Here is a 20,649-nt window from a genome sequence, read left to right as displayed (position 1 = left end):
AAATTATTCGAATCGAGTTATTTGGGCAATTAAGAATTTATTCTTCCCCAACCCCTTCCAGCATCTCTTTCGCTTTTTTCACACTCTTTACCTTATCAAAAGTCAGCGATAACTTGTTGTTACCTTCTTTCATTCGGCAGGTTTGAGGGTGGGTTTGCACGTAGCGAAGTACCTGGCTAAATGTTGGCGACTGGTAAAACACCGATTGCGGATCGGAAATAAAGTGGCAAACCATTTTGTGGTTCTTCAGGATAATTTTTTCCATTCCCACTTTTATAGCTGCCCATCGCAGGCGAACCACTTCAATCAATTCAATACTTTCGTTCGGTAATTTTCCAAATCGGTCGACCAACCCGGCTTCGAACTGCACCAAAGCTTCTTCGCTTTCAAGGTTGTCCAATTCTCGGTAAAGCAACATTCGCTCCGAAGTACTTTGTATATATTTTTCGGGAAACAGCAGTTGTAAATCGGTATCAATCTGGCAATCGCTGCCAAATTTTACGTTCAGGAAGGCTTGCGACGAATCTTCTTTTTCGTCCTTGAAAAGTTCTTTAAAATCGGTTTGTTTCAGTTCCTGAATGGCTTCGTTCAGGATTCGGTGATAGGTTTCGAACCCAATATCAGCAATAAAGCCGCTCTGTTCGGCACCCAAAAGGTTTCCGGCGCCGCGAATGTCCAAATCCTGCATGGCAATGTTGAACCCGCTTCCCAGTTCCGAAAACTCTTCGATGGCGCGCAGGCGTCGGCGTGCTTCGGGCGTTACTGTCGAAAGTGGTGGCGCCAAAAGGTAGCAGAATGCTTTTTTATTCGAGCGGCCAACCCGACCACGCAATTGGTGCAAATCGCTCAACCCGAAGTTCTCTGCATGGTTGATGATGATCGTATTTGCATTCGGAATATCCAAACCCGATTCGATAATGGTGGTTGAAATCAGTACGTCGAATTCACCATTAATAAAACTCATCATCACGTTTTCGAGCTTTTCACCCTCCATTTGCCCATGCCCGACAATCGTGCGAACTCCTGGCACAATCTTTTTGATGACAGCCTCAACCTCGTAAATATTCGACACCCGGTTATGGAGAAAAAATGCCTGTCCGTCACGAGCCAATTCATACTGAATGGCTTCACGGATAATATCTTCACCGAATTCGTGTAATTCGGTTTGTATCGGGTATCGGTTGGGCGGCGGTGTCTGAATGATCGATAAGTCGCGGGCGCCCATCATCGAAAACTGCAACGTACGCGGAATTGGCGTGGCAGTCAGCGTGAGCGTGTCCACATTCACTTTCATTTGTTTCAGCTTTTCCTTCACCGAAACGCCAAATTTCTGTTCTTCATCAACAATCAGTAATCCCAGATCTTTAAAAACTACTTGTTTACCAACCAGTTTATGAGTGCCGATCAGGATGTCCACTTTCCCCTCTTTTGTATCCTCTAAAACCTGTTTTACCTGAGGGGCACTTCGCAACCGGCTGATGTATTCGACCCTCGCTGGGAAATCGGCAAGCCGGTCGGTAAAAGTTTTGAAATGTTGAAGCGCCAGAATAGTTGTTGGAACCAACACGGCTACCTGTTTACTGTCGGCCACGGCTTTAAATGCCGCGCGGATGGCAATTTCAGTTTTTCCGAAACCCACATCGCCGCACACCAGCCGATCCATCGGAATTTCCTTTTCCATGTCTTCCTTCACGGCGATGGTCGATTTCACCTGATCTGGCGTATCCTCGTAAATGAATGATGCTTCCAGCTCATTCTGAAGGTACGAATCGGGCGAAAAAGCAAATCCCAGTTCCTGACGGCGGGCGGCGTACAACTCAATCAACTCTTTCGCAATGTCTTTGACCTTTAGCTTGGTGCGGTCTTTCAGCTTTTGCCAGGCTCCGCTTCCCAATTTACTGATGCTGGGCTCGGTGCCGTCCTTCCCTTTGTATTTCGAGATGCGGTGCAGGTTATGAATGCTCACCAGCAACACATCGTTGTCTCTATAACTTAACCGGATTGCCTCCTGAAGTTTCCCATCGAATTCGGTTTTTACCAGTCCCATGAATTTTCCGATACCATGATCGACATGAACCACCCAGTCGCCCTGATGCAGCTTATTCAGTTCTTTAAACGTGATGCTGTCGCGCTCGGCCTTGCGGGTTTTCACTTCGTAACGGTGGTATCGTTCAAAAATCTGGTGATCGGTGTAACAGCAAATCTTCTGGTCGTGATCGATAAATCCTTCGTGTAAGGTAAAATCTACCGGACGAAAACTAACGTTCAAGCCTTTGTCGTCGAAAATCGCCTTCAGTCGGTCGGTTTGCGAAACATTGGTCGATAAAATATAATTGGTGAAACCGAAATTCTGATAGTCAACCAGGTTTTCGGCAAGCATGTCGAAATTTTTGTGGAAAACCGGTTGGTGATTGGTGTGGTAGGTAATTATTTTTGAATGCTTGAAATAGATTTTTTGCCCAAATTCGGCACAGGTGAAAGGTTTGATTTCTTTAGCAAAAATTACGCCTGAAAGTAATTTGTCGAACCACATTTTGCGTTCATCTTCGTCTTCTGACTTTTCAATCGTCTGATCGAAATTATATTGTATTTGATCAATAATTAGCTGAATATCATTCAGTAAAAGCAAGGAATTGGCCGGAATGAAATCGAGAAAGCTGATGCGTTTTTCGTCTTTTAAATCTTGCTGGATGTTTGGAATGATGCTAATTCGGGTCAGTGCTTCTTTCGAAATCTGGTTATCGAGATCGAAACTGCGAATGGTATCCACTTCGTCGCCAAAAAAGTCGAGGCGGTACGGATCTTCGCTCGAAAACGAGTATACATCAACGATGCTTCCGCGAATGGAATACTGTCCGGGTTCATAAACGAAATCGACCCGCTCGAAACCGTATTCAAACAGTACTTCGTTCACAAATTCGATGGAAAGTTTATCGCCCTTAGTCACCTGAAATGTGTACGAAGCCAGTCCTTCACCCGAAATTACCTTTTCGACCAAAGCTTCAGGATAAGTAACAATGAGCAACTGATTTTCGGCTTTCAACCGGTTGAGTACTTCGGTTCGCAGAATGATGTTTTCCTGTTCGATGGTCTGATAATTCACCGATCGTTTGTACGACGAAGGGAAAAACAGTACGGGCGATTCAGGAAGAAGAATATTCAGATCGTCATAAAAATAAGCTGCTTCTTCTTTGTCGTTCAGGCAAATAACGAATGTTTTTGGTATTTCTTCGGAAAGTAAACTGGTTAAAATGCTTCGCGATGAGCCAACGAGTCCCTGCAGGTGAATCTTTTCACCCGGGGTATTCAATAAATTGCACAATTCGTTGGTGAGATCGTGCTTTTTGAACAGATTCCTAAAATCCTTCCGCTCCAAAATCAAAATATTAAGGTGCAAATGTAAGGAATTTAAGTTGGAAGTCTGGAGTCCGAAGCCGGAAGAATTCGGGATGTAAGGACAAGGTTTGTCATTTATGGTAAAAGGTGAGCCTGTTGACAATCATTGACAATTGAATGACTTAATGATAATCATGACCTATTCATGACCTAAGTTCTCCGGTCTTCAGTCTTCTAACTTTTTGTTGATTAACTGCCTGATGTTTCTTAACTTTCAGGATATTTAAAATCGCATATCATGAGCAATAATTCAGAAAAGAAACATTCGAAACATGGAGGCAAGCACCTTAAACACATTGAACCCGAGAAGAAAGATCACCGATTGATCAGCAAAAAGAAATACAATAAAGAGTTGAGGAAACTTGAGATTGAGTTAATCAAACTTCAGGAATGGGTGAAGCAAAAGCAATTGAAGGTAGTTGTGCTTTTTGAGGGCCGCGATGCTGCCGGGAAAGGTGGAGTGATTAAGCGAATTTCGGGGCCACTCAATCCGCGTATTTGCCGAATTGCAGCTTTGGGGACACCAACAGAGAAGGAAAAGTCGGAATGGTATTTTCAGCGATATGTCGAGAAATTGCCTGTTGGCGGAGAGATTGTATTGTTCGATCGAAGCTGGTACAATCGGGCCGGAGTTGAGCATGTAATGGGGTTTTGTACCGATGATCAGTATGAAGAATTTTTCAGAAGTTGCCCTAAATTCGAACAAATGCTTATCCGTTCAGGAATTATCCTGATTAAATATTGGTTTTCGGTTTCTGATGAAGAACAGGAGAATCGCTTTCAGGATCGGTTGAATGATCCGACTAAACGCTGGAAACTGAGCCCGATGGATGTGAAATCGCGCGAGAAATGGGTGGAATACTCCAAAGCAAAAGACGAAATGTTTATACATACCGATACCAAAGAGTCTCCTTGGTTTGTCGTTCCGGCCGATAATAAAAAACTGGCACGGCTCAATTGTATCAGTCACATGCTGAGCTTGATTCCATACGAGGAATTACCTTCGGAACCAATTGTTTTTCCTCCTCGCATCGAATCTCAGGACTATGTCAGAACACCAATGTCGGATCAGACTTTCGTACCTGACCGGTATAGTCGAAAGAAAGATGACGATAAAAGTGATTCGAAATGAAAACAGGAGAAAGCTTGTGAACAATGAAACATTATGCTTATTTCGCATCAATACTTAATTCAAACGGATACCAATAATGGCACGATTTCTAAACGACAGAAAAGCAGCTTCAGGACAAATGCCTGGCTCGCTTATCCATTTGGGTACAAAAAAGCTTGAAAAGGTTAGGATTCGATTACTCAATTATTCCATTGATGATTTTGTTGAAACGGAACCCGATGAGCTTGATGATTGCATGCCCTATATTGAAAAGGACAAAGTCAGTTGGATTAATATTGATGGATTGCACGATGCCGGAGTGATTCAAAAATTGGGCGATTTGTTCGAAATTCATGGATTGTTGCTCGAAGATATGCTGAATACCGATCAGCGCCCCAAGGTTACTGAAACCGAGAAATTGATGATCGTAATCTTAAAACTTCTGGAATACGATGAAAAAACGGACAGGCTGAGTTCTGAGCAAATATCTTTGATACTGGACGATTCGTACCTTATTACGCTTCAGGAAAAAGTAGGCGATTATTTCGATCCGATTCGTGACCGTATTCGCAAAAGCAAAGGTCGTTTGCGTAGGAAAGGTGCTGATTACCTGACTTATGCCTTGCTTGATACCATTGTTGACAATTACCTCTTGATTATTGAGACCCTTGGGAATATGATCGAAAAAACTGAAGCTCAGATTTTTACGCCCAACCAACCCAAAGGATTGATGCAAAAAATTTATAAGCACAAAACTGAGATTAATTTCCTGCGGAAGAACGTTCGTCCGGTCAAAGAAATTTTGCACCGGCTGATCGAAAACGAATCGGGTTTTATCGCTGACGAAAACATGAAATACTTTCAGGATTTAAACGATTTGGTGATGCAGGCCACCGAATCGATCGAGATTTACCAGATGATGTTGAATGACCAGATGAATATTTACCATGCCAATCTGGATAGCAAAGCCAACGAGATTATGAAAGTTTTGACAGTTTTCTCCGCTTTCTTCATTCCGTTAACATTTGTCGCTGGAGTTTATGGCATGAACTTCGATAACTTGCCCGAATTGCATTTCAAATATGGCTACCTGTATTTTTGGATAATCCTGATTGTTATTACGCTTGGATTGCTGATTTATTTCAGGAAGAGGAAATGGTTTTGATCCATTTTTAGAGAACGAAATCGGATGCACCCATCAAACGTCTAAAAGATTTGGAGTGATTTCTGAAGGAAATTAAAACGGAGCAATGTTTAAAGCACCTGCATCTGAAATTGTCATTGGGGAACCTTTCACAGCAATTATGCAGTAAACAGAAGGCCGGTTAATCGACCTTTTTGATTTTGAAGATTATTAGTTTTTACTTGAGTTCGGGAGTAGAATATGAAATGTACTTCCCATAAATTCGGTACTTTCAGCCCATATTTTCCCGCCATGCCTTTCAATGAAATCTTTGCACAGGATCAACCCTAAGCCGGTACTTGGCTCGCCGTTGGTTCCGGGGCGACAATTCAGTTCGCCTATTCTGAAAAGATTTTCCAGAGTTTTTTCATTCATGCCGATACCCGTATCTTTGATCGAGATCTGAACCCCACTCTGGTTTTCAGCTTGCGCCGATACTAATATCTTTCCACCTTTATCTGTAAATTTAACGGCATTGGTAACTAAATTCCTGATGGTTGATTCCAACATATTTTCATCTGCCAGTACATACATCCCATCAGGGATATTTACCACTATTTCAACACCTTTATTTGATGCAATTTCCATTACCGGACGTAAACCGCTATTTATTTTTTCGACTAAAAGAAAATAGTGAGGATCAAATGCAACCATTCCTTGCTGAAGTCGCGACCATTGCAATAAGTTTTCGAGTAACCGGTGTAAATTGGTAGCTGAGTCCCTCATCAATAAAGCAATTTCCTGAATATTATCCAATTTGAGCGATGGAAGGTCTTGTACCATCATTTGGGTTAATCCAAGAAATGCTGCAAACGGACTACGCAAATCGTGAGCGATAATGGAGAAGAACTTGTCTTTTTCTGCATTGATTTTTTGAAGTTCCTCGTTCTTAGATTTTATCCGCTCTTCTGCCTGATTCTGTTCGGTAATGTCGCGCGCAGTGGCAATCAATACATCTTTGCCAAAATATTTGCCTTTATTTACAAATACATCTTTCGGGAAAATCTCGCCATTTTTTCGAACAGCCCAAAAATTGAATGATGCAGAAGTTCCGGTTTCGTAAACTTGCTTTAGGATACTCTGAACATCTATAAACTCATTTTTTTCATTGGCAGCAATTGATTGAAGCGATAGATCAACAAATTCATCTTTAGTATACTGGTACATTTTTTCAGCGCCTTTATTGATGTCAATAAAAGTTCCTGATTTGTCTAATACAAAGATTGCTTCCGATACCGAATTGAAAATATCTATATAGCTTTCAATGGCTACGTTCAACGATTCTTCAATCTTCTTTCGTTCAGAAATGTCTCGTACTATTGATAAAACTTCTTTATTTCCGCAAGGTACATATCTGGATTCGAAATACTTTAACTCATCGCCAATCTGCAATTCATAGGTAGAATAATCTGGTTCGCCTGAAGCTAATACCGCTTCAACTTTTTCCTTTGTAATAATCACGACTTCGTGAGGTAATAACTCGTCAACAAGTTTGCCAAGAAACAGCTCCGGACTTACAATCAGCTGATTATGTGACTCGGAATGAAAATCAACAATTTTGCAGTTTGAATCGAAAACAAACATCAGATCAGGAATAGCTCCCAGCAGCGCGATGTTACGGTCTAGGGTATTCTTTAACTCTTCTTCTGCACGCTTTTTTGCACTTATGTCTCTGATTGTTCCCTGACCAACAAATTCACCCTTCAGCTTTATCCGTTTAACATTGATTTCAACATCGACCAGATATCCGTCTTTATGATAGATTTGAGTTATAAAATTGCATATTTCGCCGTTCGAAAAAATATTTTCAAGCTGAATAAGATATCCAGGAATATTTTCTTTTGATAAAAAATCGGCAAATGATCTGCCAACAACTTCTTCGACCTTATATCCAAGAACCTTTTCAACCACATTATTAAAGAAAAGTTGTTTTCCAAAGCGGTCAATTATAAAAATGACATCAATCATGGATTGAGCAATCACGCGGTAATTTTCTTCGCTCTCCTTTAGCGCTCCTTCGGCCTTTTCTCTTTCAGTAATATCGCTCAAAATTAATACTGCATTTTTCACCACATCTTCAACGATTACAGGTGAAAGCCGTGATAAGAACCAGCGGATTTCATGATTAATTCCCAATGCTTTGGATTGATAGGTCTGGGATATGGACTTGCTAAATACGTCTTCGAGGGCTTGTCGCATTACGGGATGATACTCTGTTGCCGTCCAGTCGCAAAAATTCTTACCAATTACATCTTCCTTTTTATAACCCGGGAAAGCCCGGCTTGTATAAATAATGGTTCCCTCATCATCCAGTTTCAGAATAATGTCGGCAGCATTTTCGGTAATCGTTCGCATCATTTCTTCGCTCTTCAAAAGAGCTTCCTCCGACCGTTTTCGTCTCAATTCGGCAGCTGCAAGCGAAATAAAATTTTCAAGAATCTCAATCGACGGATCAAGCCGATGTTTGCCCATCGCAAGTATAGAGGTGCCGTAGAGCTTTCCCTCAACAAGGAAAGATACTTCGATAAAACGATCAGCTTTTAGTATGGCTTGTGCAGTCAGTCCAACAGCATGCGGGATAGTTCCGGAATGAACTTCAGACAATGAGCCATGGAACTTAATGGTATTTGTCGTTAATTCATGATAAGTGTAATCACTTACAACTGTATATATTTTATGTACATGTTTATCGAGCAAGGTTACGATAGTTTCTAACAAGCCCGAATCAAGTTCAATATGTTTAGGCGTTAATGTTCTGTTTTCAGGGCTATACTCAGAGAAAATTGCACCAATTGCACCTGTAAAATCTTTGATTCGCTTGGTAATGATAGCTTCCAGTCCATCTTCAAGTGTAGACTTTGACAATTCTATAGCGAATTTATTGAGTTTGGATAATGCTTCATTCTGTATCGCCAAAGTCATTCCCAAATGATCCTGGGCACTGATGTCTCTGTGGGTTACGACCAATAAATTTCCATTTTGAGATGCTGTGACGAAAGTTGATATTTCAACAGTTATATCAGTACCATCTAAACGGGTCATCTTTTGTTCATAAACCTGCCTTTTCCAATAGCCTGATTCGTTGATAATACCAAGTAATCTTTTTTCGAGAATATTAAAAAAATCTGGAGTTTTAAATTCTTTTGGAGATAATTGATAATGGATATCCCAGATATTTAATCCGATCGCATTCGATTGTTTAATACCAGTAAGGTTTTCCAATGCATTGTTCCAACTGATTATTTTCCCGGTACTATCTCCGATTAAAATTCCTACTACTGAAAGCTCAATAATACTTTTATACTCTTCCGGGTGTAAAAATGCGATATTTTCTGAGGCAGTTCCTCTGCTTTCAGCAATCATGTCTTCAAAATCAATAACAGCTTTTCCTACTTTTTCTGAAGTAGGGTTACCCTTTTCCATATCAATCATTTAGACTTAGCTACGCCTGGTATCTAAATATAGACAGCTTCTTTAATAAATGGCTTATTTATGGTCTTCACGTCGCAAAAAACACTAAGTTAATTACCCCTAATCAACTTCTTTTCCAGAATCTAAGCACAATTTAATCTAATGCTTTGCAAGTTAATGATTTTCTTTTGATTAATTATTATGGTGATATGTGGTATTGGCATTTATTTTTTATTTTTTAGTTGCTTTATCAGGATTTATTTGTTTTTACTTATGTTTATTTTGGCTGTTTCACCTGCTATTGTTTGGGAATAGCAATTTTCTATTGAGCTAGTTGTAATTATTAGAATACTGTGTAAAAAATAGAATTTGCCGAAAGAAAATAGAAGTGATCTATGCGGAAAATAGAAAATCTGAAAAATTAAAGAATTGGCTTCAATTCGAAGTAATATATTTAATCTGCTCAGTCTTTTGAAAATAAGAAAAGAAAATCTTTGCCGATATTTTAAAATAGAAAAGGCTGTCCTCTGACAGCCTTTTCACCCGTTACGACGGGAAACTAACCTAAACCAACTAAACCTAATAAACCATAAGCTTATCAAAGTAACCAACTTTGTAGAAGCTACCTAAGTAACCATTAAAGTTGCACTTTGGTTCGCCAAGTGTATTATATTTTTAAATACTTTTTGTCAAAAGAACACATTCAGTTTACTGAACGGGTCAAAGGTATTAAAAAAAATAAGAAAGTACCAAATGTCCATTCATTGAAAGCTGAATATTTGATGATTTTTTATTTAGGTAACATATCTATTTTATTGGCTGTTCGTGGGGCATGACTTAAGGCAAGTTTTAGGCCGTATTGTTTGTTTTACTGGCTTATTCATTACTGTTTTGTGATTCTTGAGATAGTTAAAAATGGCAATTCCCTGAAAATTGTTTTCAACAGTCTGGTCTTAATAAAAACTTCTTCCTAATTGGTTGGTATTTCTCAGGATAGCCGTATTTTGTGTATCATTTAATTCAGTTCCTATGCTTAAGTTTCTTTTTCTTTTCTTTTTCTTTTTATCATTTGATTTGTGTGCTCAATTAGCCCCTAAGCGAGAATTTAGAGCCGTTTGGGTGGCAACGGTGAACAACATCGACTGGCCTTCAAAGCCTGGACTTTCAACTGAACAACAAATGAAGGAAGTCATTGACATTCTAAATATGCATTCTAAAAATGGAATGAATGCCATCATCATGCAAATCAGGCCTTCCGCCGATGCTTTTTATCATTCAGACCTTGAACCTTGGTCTAAGTATTTAACCGGCACTCAGGGTAAAGCGCCAAATCCATTTTACGATCCACTTCAATTCTGGATTAATGAATGTCACAAGCGTAACATGGAGTTTCATGCATGGTTAAATCCGTTCAGAGTAGCACAAAATATAAATGATCCGCTGGCAGCGAACCACATTGCCTTTAAACATTCTGACTGGATTGTGAACTATGGCGGCAAGTTATACTTTGATCCGGGATTGCCGCAAACCCGGGAATTTGTTGTTAAAGTTGTTATTGACATTGTTTCGCGATACGATGTGGATGCGATCCATTTTGACGATTATTTTTATCCTTATCCGCTGAAGGAAGATTTCCCGGACGAAAATTCATTCGCTCAATTTAATAGGGGTTTTCAGGCCGATCAAAAAGCCAATTGGCGGCGCGACAATGTCGATATTTTAATAAAGACGCTTTCAGAAAATATTAAAAAAACCAAACCTTGGGTGAAATTTGGTATCAGTCCGTTTGGTGTATGGAGAAATAAAGCTGACGATCCGGAAGGATCAGAAACTACTGCAGGAACAACAAACTACGATCATTTGTATGCCGACATTTTGAAATGGCAGAAAAATGGGTGGATTGATTATTGTCTTCCTCAATTGTATTGGCAGATTGGTCATCCGTCAGTCGATTTCCTGACGTTGAGCAAATGGTGGGCGGCTCATACTTATGGCAGGGCAATGTATATTGGTCAGGCAGTTTATAAACTTGAAGCCAATTCAACCGTTCCGGATTGGAAAGACCCGAATCAGTTGGTTAAGCAAATACAGATTATTCGCCAGATTCCTCAGCTTGGTGGAAGTGCTTTTTACAGCAGCGTTCACTTTAAACGCGATTTATTTGGTTTCGATCAAAATCTTCGCGATAACTTGTATAAGTTTCCGGCTCTGGTTCCACAAATGCCTTGGATTGATAAAAAGGCGCCTGAGTCTCCAACGCATTTCAAAAAAAGAGGGCATAAGCTGAAGTGGAAGTCTTCAAAGACAGAAAATGATATGGATAAAGTCGCGAATTATGTGGTTTACTTGAATCCGGTTGGGCAGCAATTTGATGTTAGGAACCCCGAAAATATTTTTACCATTACGAAGCATAAAAGCATAAAATTTAAGCAAAATTCCCGTAAATTACAGAGAAAATATGAAGTGCGCATATCTGCTCTTGATCGGCTTCACAACGAAAGCGAAATAAGTAAAGTGAAAGTGCTTAAACTATAAAGTAAGATCGGTTATGAATCCAAAAGTTGACTGTTTTTTTATTTTTACAGATCAGTTTTCCAGTCAAAAACAAATTGATCAATGCCGGGATTCATTACTGGTGAATCAAATATATATTCTCGCTCCCGATCAGGTTCAATTGAATAACTGCGAGGTGGTGATTGTAGAAGAGAATGGCTCCTGTTCAACAATCCGGCTGATTGCCAAATTGCTTCGGGCTGATTTTGCGTTGCTTGCTCTTGGCGATTCACCGACTGAAATTGGCTCAGGGGCAATCGAGCGATTGTTGCAGGTAGCTGAATATACTGATGCACCAATGGTTTATGCCGATTATATGGAATTGAAGGATGGAGTACTTTCGCCTTATCCTTTAATTGATTATCAGCCGGGTAGTTTGCGCGATGATTTTAATTTTGGACCGGTAAGGTTTTTCAGATCTGAAGTTTTAAAAGCTTTCAGGTACGAAAACTACGAAACACTCAAATATGCCGGATGTTATGCACTTCGCTTACGCGCCAGCCGGATGGGAGAGTTGATCCATGTTCCTGAATTCTTGTTTACTAAAGTAGAATCAGATACTCGTTCGTCAGGCGAAAAGCAATTTGATTATGTGAAAGCCACTGCCCGCGAACGCCAGTTGGAGATGGAGCAGGTTTGTACCTCTCATTTAAGAGAAATTGGGGCTCTGTTGCTTGCCCCATTCCCGGAGACTATCTTTTCTGAGCAATTTGAAACCGAAGCAACTGTTGTAATTCCGGTTCGCAATAGGGTAAAAACAATCCGCGATGCCATTGTTTCTGTCCTTATACAGAAAACTTCTTTCCACGTTAACTTGATTGTTGTCGATAATTATTCGACCGACGGAACTTCAGAAATATTGCGCGAATATGCCCGGCAGGGAAAGCTTATACACCTTATTCCTGAACGAAAAGATTTGGGAATTGGAGGTTGCTGGAACGAAGCCGTATTTCACCCCGCTTGTGGGAAATTTACAGTCCAGCTCGATAGCGATGATTTGTATCTCGATGAAAACACGCTTCAAATCATGGTCGATAAGTTTTACGAAGATAATTGTGCCATGGTGATTGGTAGTTATCGGATGACCAATTTTAATCTCGAAGAAATTCCACCAGGAGTAATCGATCACCGCGAATGGACCGACGACAATGGGCCGAATAATGCGCTGCGAATCAATGGACTTGGCACACCCCGTGCTTTTTATACACCTATACTGCGCGAAATTCGTGTCCCGAATACGAGTTATGGCGAAGATTATGCGCTTGGATTGGCCATTTCAGGAAAATATAAAATCGGAAGGATTTATCAACCCGTTTATTTGTGCCGGAGGTGGGACGATAATACTGATGCTTCGCTGGATCTTGCAAAAATGAATATCCACAATTTGTATAAAGATCGCTTGCGTACGTTTGAACTTCAGGCTCGTATACAGCGAAACAAAAAATCTGATCCGGGAAAAGACTGGTTCGATGGAAGTTAATCGTGGCCGAATTAAATCGAGCGTTTGGGTATTTCTTTTAATGAGTATCCGATACCATGCCTAAATTCAAAATGGAGTCATTAGATGGTCGTTAGTAGTCATTAATTGTAGCTCAAATGACTACAAATGAACAATAAATGATAATTGAATATCGGTTTTTCCAGAGCAAAATCTCCTTAGGTAAGGATATTCATATTTCTTTAGTTTGCAGCCGAGTATTTGATTTTATCTTTTCGATCCAGCGATCGGTTTTCTTTTCTTGTTAGCTCATTGGCAACTTGTGCAATCATTCGGTTGAAATCGTTTTGAGTGATGTTTCTTTCTTTACGTTCCGGAAACATTTTATGAAAAGGGAATTTATAGTTTAGTTTAAATTCCAACTGATAAAACTGATTGAGGTCTTGTCCATTTGAAGCCAATTCAGGAACACTTAATTCAAGAGGGGTTTGATTTGCAGTGCTCCAGCCTGGCACCAACCAAGGTTTCAGGCAAGGATAAACCTGAAGTTGACGTTGTAACAGCACTTTACTGCTAGGCAGTTTTTTGTCGCGCGTCCACCAGACATCACGAACGGCTTCCATCGCCAGATAAGTTTCAGCTTCATTCGAAACCGCGTCCAAATCTTTCAGGTATTTATTAATTATTTGCGTTACAGCTTGTTCGTATGGTAATTCGCTTTGTAAAGCCTGAATTCCGATAGTGGCGCCCAGCAAATTGGAATAGGGATCTTCAATCGAGAAACTTGAATATCGTTCAGGCACAAACGGAATACTTGAAGCTCCAAACCAGGTGGCAATCTCATGCCACACCGATAAATCGTAAGCAATTTTTCCGGCAAGGTTAATGAGATCCTGGTTATTCAGGTTTGTTGGAATAGAGACATTTAGTGTTTTTTCGCCTCCCTCACGACCCAGGATAATGGACAAACTTCCTTTCTTTTTATGTTCAAGTATCTGAGTGTAAAGGTAGGCTGTCCAGTCCGATTGGTCGCGTAAATGCGCCATATCAATAAACCCACCTCGCCGCGAATAAATAATACCGTTTTCTTCACTGGCATCGCCCAGGTAATGATGCGGTCCAATTTTATCAAGGCTTGTTGTTTCGGTCAGTTTAATTCCAGGAATGGCAAAAAGCTGCATTTCGGTACCAAACGAACAACAAGTTCTGATTATGCGGTGAGGCTTTGGATCAGGAAGTTTATCCGGAAATATTGGAGCCTTTGCGTATGCGTTAATAGCAAAGAAATAGATTACCGTAAGAAGTAACAGGTTTCGAATTGTTTTCATGGCACAAAACTAAGGAAGGTGCAAATGTATAAGAAAATTTTTTGCTTTAATCCATTTGTAATCAACGTTATGATTCTTTAACAACGAACAAGGATACTTAAAGCTGTTAATAATTCATTAAAATGACGACAGAACAAATGCTATTGAATGAAAATGAAAATGTTAATGGCGATATTTGTTCAAAGTGTTTGTCGTTATGGTTATTCATTATCAAAAGGATTTCGGGCCTGGAAATATTCGCGAGTTGGAGAATTGCATCGAACGGGCTTGTATATTGTGCAAAGATAATGTGATGCACTGTTATGATCTGCCACTATCTTTGCTAGCTGCCGATTCTACCAATACAAAAGTTTCCGTAGGTTTGACCGACACTGTTGAACAGATTGAAAAGCAGATTATTCGCGAGGCCTTGGTTAGCTCGAAAGGAAATATTGCCAAGACTGCCGACGCGTTGAAAGTAACCGAGCGAATGCTTGGCATCCGCTTAAAAAAATACGACATTGCTTCATGACGTTTTAAGGTCTGAACTTAACAAAACCCTCTCTAACAAGGAAGGCCTGAGAATGCTCCGATCAAGGGGTTGGATGGCTAAATAAGCACGCTTAGTGAAACGCAGTGTCTTTGAGTCTTGGTGGTATTTTTTCTGAAAGAAATCGTAAATTGTAAATAATTGAACAGCAAATCTATTTTCTATGGAACTCTCAATCATTCAAGTCGATCTACAAAACCAGTTGCATTGCACCCAGGTGGTCAAACTGCTCAACGATTACATGAAAGATCCCATGGGAAATAACCGGCCCATGCCCACAGGATTGGGAACTCAAATCATTTCAGGATTAAAAAAACACTCCGGATTTCTTGGGTTCTTTGTAATGGCCGACGATCAGTTTGCCGGCTTGGCCAATTGTAACGTCAATTTCTCCACATTTCAGGCTAAGCCACTCATAAATATCCATGATTTTATTGTCGCACCCGAATGCCGTAACATAGGTGCCGGCCATTTTTTATTGCGCGGAATCATCAATTATGCTTCTCAAAATGGTTTTTGTCGCGTCAATCTTGAAGTACGCGAAGACAATCTCACTGCCAAATCGCTCTACAAAAAAATGGGTTTCACCGATTGTGTGCCCAGAATGATGTTCTGGGAGAAAAAGCTATAATCGGATATTAGTATCCGTTGGCTGAAGCCAATGCTAAAGGATAAATGTGCTGTTAATCAGCAAAATATTAGCTTGAATAGCTGCTATCTTTTGCCGTCACATTCATGTGACGGACATTTGTTGCACATCTCTCCCAAAACCTAACAGGTCTCCGAGACCTGTTAGGTTTTAATATGCCAGCCACTTTCAACCGCCTGTTGTTCAAATCTTTTATTCTTTTTTGATTGAAGTAAGCATAAAATTTGTACAATTGCTGTAAATACAAATCGCTAGTGATGTATAAGTATGTCGATTTTATTGGAGCTGAAGCGATTATAGGACAGAATACATTGAAATTCTCATCTCCAAGCAGTTTTAATGACCCTTTTGAATTTCATGATGGATTAGTCGAATATGATATTTCAAAGAAGTACTTTAAAGAGATCATAAAAAGGAATACTAATGATAATACTAGAATTAAAAGGCAACTAGCTATTTTCGAAAAAGAGAAGGAGGACTTTGTTGTAAATTTGATTGATCAATTTCAATCCTTAAAGAGAGAAACAAAAATTTGTTGTTTTAGCTTTACTAATTCCAATATACTCATGTGGAGCCATTATTCGCTATGCCATAGTGGTCTTTGTATTCAATTTGATCAAAAAGTATTATCGGATACATTTAATAAAAATAGCTTAATCTCTAATGTCAAATATGCCAGAAATCTAAACCCTTGAATTTTTCAAGATATAAGAATCGGGCTGTAGATCACATGGTCTTAACAAAGAGTAAGGATTGGAAGTATGAGAAAGAAAAAAGAATCATTTTGGGAGGAAATCCTGATGAACTTCAGACAATACCGGCCAGATCAATAATAAAAGTGACTTTTGGATGTAAGACGAGTGAAGATCATGTACGGAGAATAATTGATTTGATAGAACAAAAGGAATTTGACTGGATAAGAATTTCTAAAATGGAAATTGACACTAAAAGTTATCGGTTGATTGAGAAATACTTATCAGAATAACTTTCAAATAGTCGTTAATTATCGCATGGCAATCGTTTTTATGCCTACTTCTTCATTTCTGCAGCATTCTAGATTGACAGAGAATTGTTCTGTTTACCCAGTATTTTAGTTCTCAATTTGCTCCAATGATCAGTAAAGATAACACTATCAATTTAGTGCGAAAGCTTCCCGATTCTCTTTTTTCGTTCTCCGGCAACTGTCACCCGATACTTGTAGACTTTCTTGCCCTTCTTCCTACCAAAACGTAGATTAAGCCAATATTAATACCTTTTAAACCCTTGCTGTTGTTGCTTTTGTGCCGTGCAACATGTTTTGTACGTGCTTCCTGGGTTTCCTACCAAATGATAGGATTTTTTCATGTGCCAAAACTCTTTCATGAAAATTTATACCCTCGTAAGTTCAGATAACCAATAATCAAAGTACAACTTATAACTCACAACTTATTACTTACATCGGATTGTTCTCATGAATTGAATAGGAATTGAAATACTACGGTTCGTTTTTTCAATATGGGTAGTGTCATAGAAAGTCTCATTTGAGCTAAGCAAATAGCTCTTTCCAGAGCTTAGTGCCAGTTTCTAGTTGAAAGAGTTTGTGTCTTCATGTTTTATAACAGTCTGATCTACAGAAAGAGAGAATATGCAGTATAAATTAGTTTAAAAAAAGGTTTGTATGGTGTTTGGAAATGAAGAAAAGGGGTCTATCTTTGCAGCCGCTAAACAGAAAAGCAGCAATGTAGAATGTGAGGCAAAAGTTCTTTAAGTAGTTGGTTATAAGGAATTTGATCTGAATTAAAAAATAAGTTAAGAAAGATTTGGAAGGTTCAGATAAAAGGTATTTCTTTGCAGCCGCTTTTAACGGAAAGCTGATTGCCGGTAACGGTAATTAATGATTGAAAAGGCAGAAAAGGTACTGAAAATTATTTCGAATAAACTTTAGGATATTGTTTGGAATATTAAAAGTAAATTTTACCTTTGCAGCCGCTAAAATAAAAAGAGTTCACTGACACAAATGGGAGTAAAGGTTTAGAGTTTGCAGGCCGGTTATCCGGATGGTTTAATAGTAAAGAAAGATAGATTAAGTAAAGAGGTTAAACCAAAGCAGGCAACGAAACGGAGAAGAAAAAAACAAGAAAAAGATTAAAATACTTTTGGTAGTTTAAAAAAGCTTCATAACTTTGCACCCCGCTGAAACGCCGCTGAGAATTGATCAGTAAATGTGGAAAGCGAAAACAAAAAGAGTTCTAATAACACAGCATTGATTTTCTCATTTGGAGGACGCTTCGCAAGAGGTAGTATTAAGGATGGGGGAAACGATAGCCTAAGGGCAGAGAGTTCATTGAAAATATTGGGAAAAGGAAAAACAAGGAAGAGACGCAAGAATAGAAATTGAGTTACGTCAGAGCGAGGAAAATATTTAACTTTTATATTACAACGAAGAGTTTGATCCTGGCTCAGGATGAACGCTAGCGGGAGGCCTAACACATGCAAGTCGAACGGGATCCCCGAGCAATCGGGGTGAGAGTGGCGCACGGGTGAGTAACGCGTATGCAACCTACCTTTAACAGAGGGATAGCCCATAGAAATGTGGATTAATACCTCATAGTTCTGAGTTTCCGCATGGGGATTCAGATAAAGCTCCGGCGGTTAAAGATGGGCATGCGTGACATTAGTTAGTTGGTGAGGTAACGGCTCACCAAGACTACGATGTCTAGGGGTTCTGAGAGGATGATCCCCCACACTGGTACTGAGACACGGACCAGACTCCTACGGGAGGCAGCAGTGAGGAATATTGGTCAATGGGCGCAAGCCTGAACCAGCCATCCCGCGTGAAGGATGAAGGCCCTATGGGTCGTAAACTTCTTTTATACACCAAGAAAAAGCAGGACGTGTCCTGCCCCGACGGTAGTGTATGAATAAGCATCGGCTAACTCCGTGCCAGCAGCCGCGGTAATACGGAGGATGCGAGCGTTATCCGGATTCATTGGGTTTAAAGGGTGCGTAGGCGGCTTTTTAAGTCAGTGGTGAAATCCTGTCGCTTAACGATAGAATTGCCATTGATACTGAAGAGCTTGAGTACAATTGAGGTAAGCGGAATGTGTAGTGTAGCGGTGAAATGCTTAGATATTACACAGAACACCGATTGCGAAGGCAGCTTACTAAACTGTCACTGACGCTGATGCACGAAAGCGTGGGGAGCGAACAGGATTAGATACCCTGGTAGTCCACGCCGTAAACGATGATCACTCGCTGTATGCGATACACAGTATGCGGCCAAGCGAAAGCATTAAGTGATCCACCTGGGGAGTACGATCGCAAGGTTGAAACTCAAAGGAATTGACGGGGGCCCGCACAAGCGGAGGAACATGTGGTTTAATTCGATGATACGCGAGGAACCTTACCTGGGCTTAAATGGGGAACGACAGCAGCCGAAAGGTTGCCTTCTTCGGACGTTCTTCAAGGTGCTGCATGGTTGTCGTCAGCTCGTGCCGTGAGGTGTCGGGTTAAGTCCCATAACGAGCGCAACCCTTATCGTTAGTTGCCAGCGGGTCATGCCGGGGACTCTAGCGAGACTGCCACCGTAAGGTGTGAGGAAGGTGGGGATGACGTCAAATCAGCACGGCCCTTATGTCCAGGGCTACACACGTGTTACAATGGCAAGTACAAAGGGCAGCTACCTGGTGACAGGATGCTAATCTCTAAAGCTTGTCTCAGTTCGGATCGAAGTCTGCAACCCGACTTCGTGAAGCTGGATTCGCTAGTAATCGCATATCAGCCATGATGCGGTGAATACGTTCCCGGGCCTTGTACACACCGCCCGTCAAACAATGGAAGCTGGGGGTACCTGAAGTCTGTAACCGCGAGGAGCGGCCTAGGGTAAAACTAGTAACTGGTGTTAAGTCGTAACAAGGTAGCCGTACCGGAAGGTGTGGCTGGAACACCTCCTTTCTGGAGCTCTATTGACAAGACGAAGATTAATTAATTGCCGATAAGAATTGTTTTCCTTTTCCTTTTTAAAAATATTGTAGAGAGATTGAAGTTTTGGGAATAAGATAGAAGACCGAAGACAGAAGACCGAAGCAGTGGATCTAAACAATCTGAAAAGAGTCTAAAATCTGAAGTCTAAAATCTAAAATCTTGAAAATAACAGTCTCGTAGCTCAGTTGGTTAGAGCACTACACTGATAATGTAGGGGTCCCCAGTTCAAATCTGGGCGGGACTACAGGAATATCAGAATATTAGAGTGGTAGAATGTTAGAATAAAAAATGAAGCAGCAATGCTAATGATTACATTCTAATCTTCAGGATTCTAATCTTCTAATCTTCACAACCGGGGGATTAGCTCAGTTGGCTAGAGCATCTGCCTTGCACGCAGAGGGTCAAGGGTTCGACTCCCTTATTCTCCACTGAAAAGAAGTACCAAAGCGACAAAGTACATGAGTACCTAAGTTAAGAGTACGGAGAATAAGAAGATCAAAAGACGAAGAGAAACAACACACGTTCAAACAAATTATTGAAGAGGCAAAGGGCATAGAGTCAGGGTCAAGGGTAAAATAACCCGTAACCTGTAACTCGCAACCCGAAACTTTGAAACAAGGATATGCGGTGGCGCATATAAAAGTGGTTCGAGTCCATAAAATATCCACGTTTAACTCACACAATCTGGAATCAGAAAGGAATACCGGTTCGGTTTTTCTGGAAGAGAAAAGACGAGTTATAAAGTTCTTTGACATATTGGGAAAAATAAATAGAAGTAAAATACAGATTAACCTGTAAGTATAATTATAGAAGAAAGTTAGTAAGGGCGTACGGAGGATGCCTTGGCTCTCAGAGACGAAGAAGGACGTGATAAGCTGCGAAAAGTTGCGGGGAGGTGCAAATAACCTTTGATCCGTAAATATCCGAATGGGACAACCCACCTGGTAACAGGTATCCGATTATGTCGGAGGTCAACCCGCCGAACTGAAACATCTAAGTAAGCGGAGGAAAAGAAAACAAAAGTGATTCCCCAAGTAGTGGCGAGCGAAAAGGGAACAGCCTAAACCAATATTGTTTCGGCAATGTTG

The 20,649-nt window shown here is 40.3% G+C and carries 10 protein-coding genes, 2 tRNA genes and 2 rRNA genes (1 of these 14 only partly in view); 11 read left to right on the top strand and 3 right to left on the bottom strand.

What is annotated here, in order from left to right; translation table 11 throughout:
* Positions 1 to 37: 37 nt before the first annotated feature.
* On the bottom strand, positions 38 to 3,397 hold the full coding sequence (gene mfd / locus AQPE_RS07970; RefSeq protein WP_318350527.1) for a transcription-repair coupling factor: 3,360 nt from the start codon (positions 3,395 to 3,397) through the stop codon (positions 38 to 40).
* Between the two features lie 237 nt (positions 3,398 to 3,634).
* On the opposite strand from mfd, the gene ppk2 reads away from it, so the two are divergent.
* Together ppk2 and corA are read left to right on the top strand one after the other, a co-directional pair.
* Positions 3,635 to 4,528, top strand: coding sequence for a polyphosphate kinase 2 (ppk2, locus tag AQPE_RS07965; RefSeq protein WP_318350526.1), 894 nt, complete (start codon positions 3,635 to 3,637; stop codon positions 4,526 to 4,528).
* A 76-nt stretch (positions 4,529 to 4,604) separates the two neighbouring features.
* On the top strand, positions 4,605 to 5,672 hold the full coding sequence (gene corA / locus AQPE_RS07960; RefSeq protein WP_318350525.1) for a magnesium/cobalt transporter CorA: 1,068 nt from the start codon (positions 4,605 to 4,607) through the stop codon (positions 5,670 to 5,672).
* Positions 5,673 to 5,861: 189 nt separating this feature from the next.
* Here the strand turns inward: corA and AQPE_RS07955 are convergent, their stop codons facing one another.
* Complete coding sequence (locus AQPE_RS07955) at positions 5,862 to 9,113, bottom strand: sensor histidine kinase (RefSeq protein WP_318350524.1); 3,252 nt, start codon at positions 9,111 to 9,113, stop codon at positions 5,862 to 5,864.
* A gap of 1,017 nt (positions 9,114 to 10,130) precedes the next feature.
* Between AQPE_RS07955 and AQPE_RS07950 the strand changes: the two genes are divergently transcribed.
* Both AQPE_RS07950 and AQPE_RS07945 read left to right on the top strand, forming a co-directional pair.
* Positions 10,131 to 11,636 carry a glycoside hydrolase family 10 protein gene (locus AQPE_RS07950; RefSeq protein WP_318350523.1) on the top strand — a complete coding sequence of 502 codons (1,506 nt, stop codon included), beginning with the start codon at positions 10,131 to 10,133 and terminating at the stop codon, positions 11,634 to 11,636.
* Positions 11,637 to 11,649: 13 nt separating this feature from the next.
* The gene (locus AQPE_RS07945; protein ID WP_318350522.1) at positions 11,650 to 13,134 is read left to right on the top strand and encodes a glycosyltransferase family 2 protein; all 1,485 of its coding nucleotides are present in this window, start codon (positions 11,650 to 11,652) and stop codon (positions 13,132 to 13,134) included.
* Between the two features lie 200 nt (positions 13,135 to 13,334).
* On the opposite strand, the gene AQPE_RS07940 is transcribed toward AQPE_RS07945, so the two are convergent.
* Positions 13,335 to 14,420: a DUF4056 domain-containing protein gene (locus AQPE_RS07940; protein WP_318350521.1), complete on the bottom strand. Its 1,086-nt coding sequence runs from the start codon at positions 14,418 to 14,420 to the stop codon at positions 13,335 to 13,337.
* Between the two features lie 196 nt (positions 14,421 to 14,616).
* Here AQPE_RS07940 and AQPE_RS07935 point away from each other — a divergent pair, with 196 nt between their 5' ends.
* From AQPE_RS07935 to AQPE_RS07905, 7 genes are all read left to right on the top strand, one after another.
* Positions 14,617 to 14,931, top strand: a complete 315-nt coding sequence (locus AQPE_RS07935) for a helix-turn-helix domain-containing protein (RefSeq protein ID WP_318350520.1) — start codon at positions 14,617 to 14,619, stop codon at positions 14,929 to 14,931.
* Positions 14,932 to 15,112: 181 nt separating this feature from the next.
* Positions 15,113 to 15,580 carry a GNAT family N-acetyltransferase gene (locus tag AQPE_RS07930; RefSeq protein ID WP_318350519.1) on the top strand — a complete coding sequence of 156 codons (468 nt, stop codon included), beginning with the start codon at positions 15,113 to 15,115 and terminating at the stop codon, positions 15,578 to 15,580.
* A gap of 275 nt (positions 15,581 to 15,855) precedes the next feature.
* A complete protein-coding gene (locus AQPE_RS07925) occupies positions 15,856 to 16,293 on the top strand; it encodes a DUF2971 domain-containing protein (protein ID WP_318350518.1) in 438 nt (145 codons plus the stop codon).
* A gap of 1,720 nt (positions 16,294 to 18,013) precedes the next feature.
* A 16S ribosomal RNA gene (locus AQPE_RS07920) occupies positions 18,014 to 19,531 on the top strand.
* A gap of 200 nt (positions 19,532 to 19,731) precedes the next feature.
* A tRNA-Ile gene (locus tag AQPE_RS07915) sits at positions 19,732 to 19,805 on the top strand.
* Between the two features lie 110 nt (positions 19,806 to 19,915).
* A tRNA-Ala gene (locus AQPE_RS07910) sits at positions 19,916 to 19,989 on the top strand.
* A gap of 382 nt (positions 19,990 to 20,371) precedes the next feature.
* Positions 20,372 to 20,649: ribosomal RNA gene (locus AQPE_RS07905) — 23S ribosomal RNA — on the top strand (it continues 2,602 nt past the right edge of the window).
* Together the 16S and 23S rRNA genes with 2 tRNA genes alongside form the textbook arrangement of a ribosomal RNA operon.

Origin of the sequence: Aquipluma nitroreducens (assembly GCF_009689585.1) — a bacterium.
In the GTDB taxonomy this organism is placed as follows: Bacteria; Bacteroidota; Bacteroidia; order Bacteroidales; family Prolixibacteraceae; genus Aquipluma; species Aquipluma nitroreducens.
This window is presented reverse-complemented; position numbering and strand designations above follow the sequence as displayed.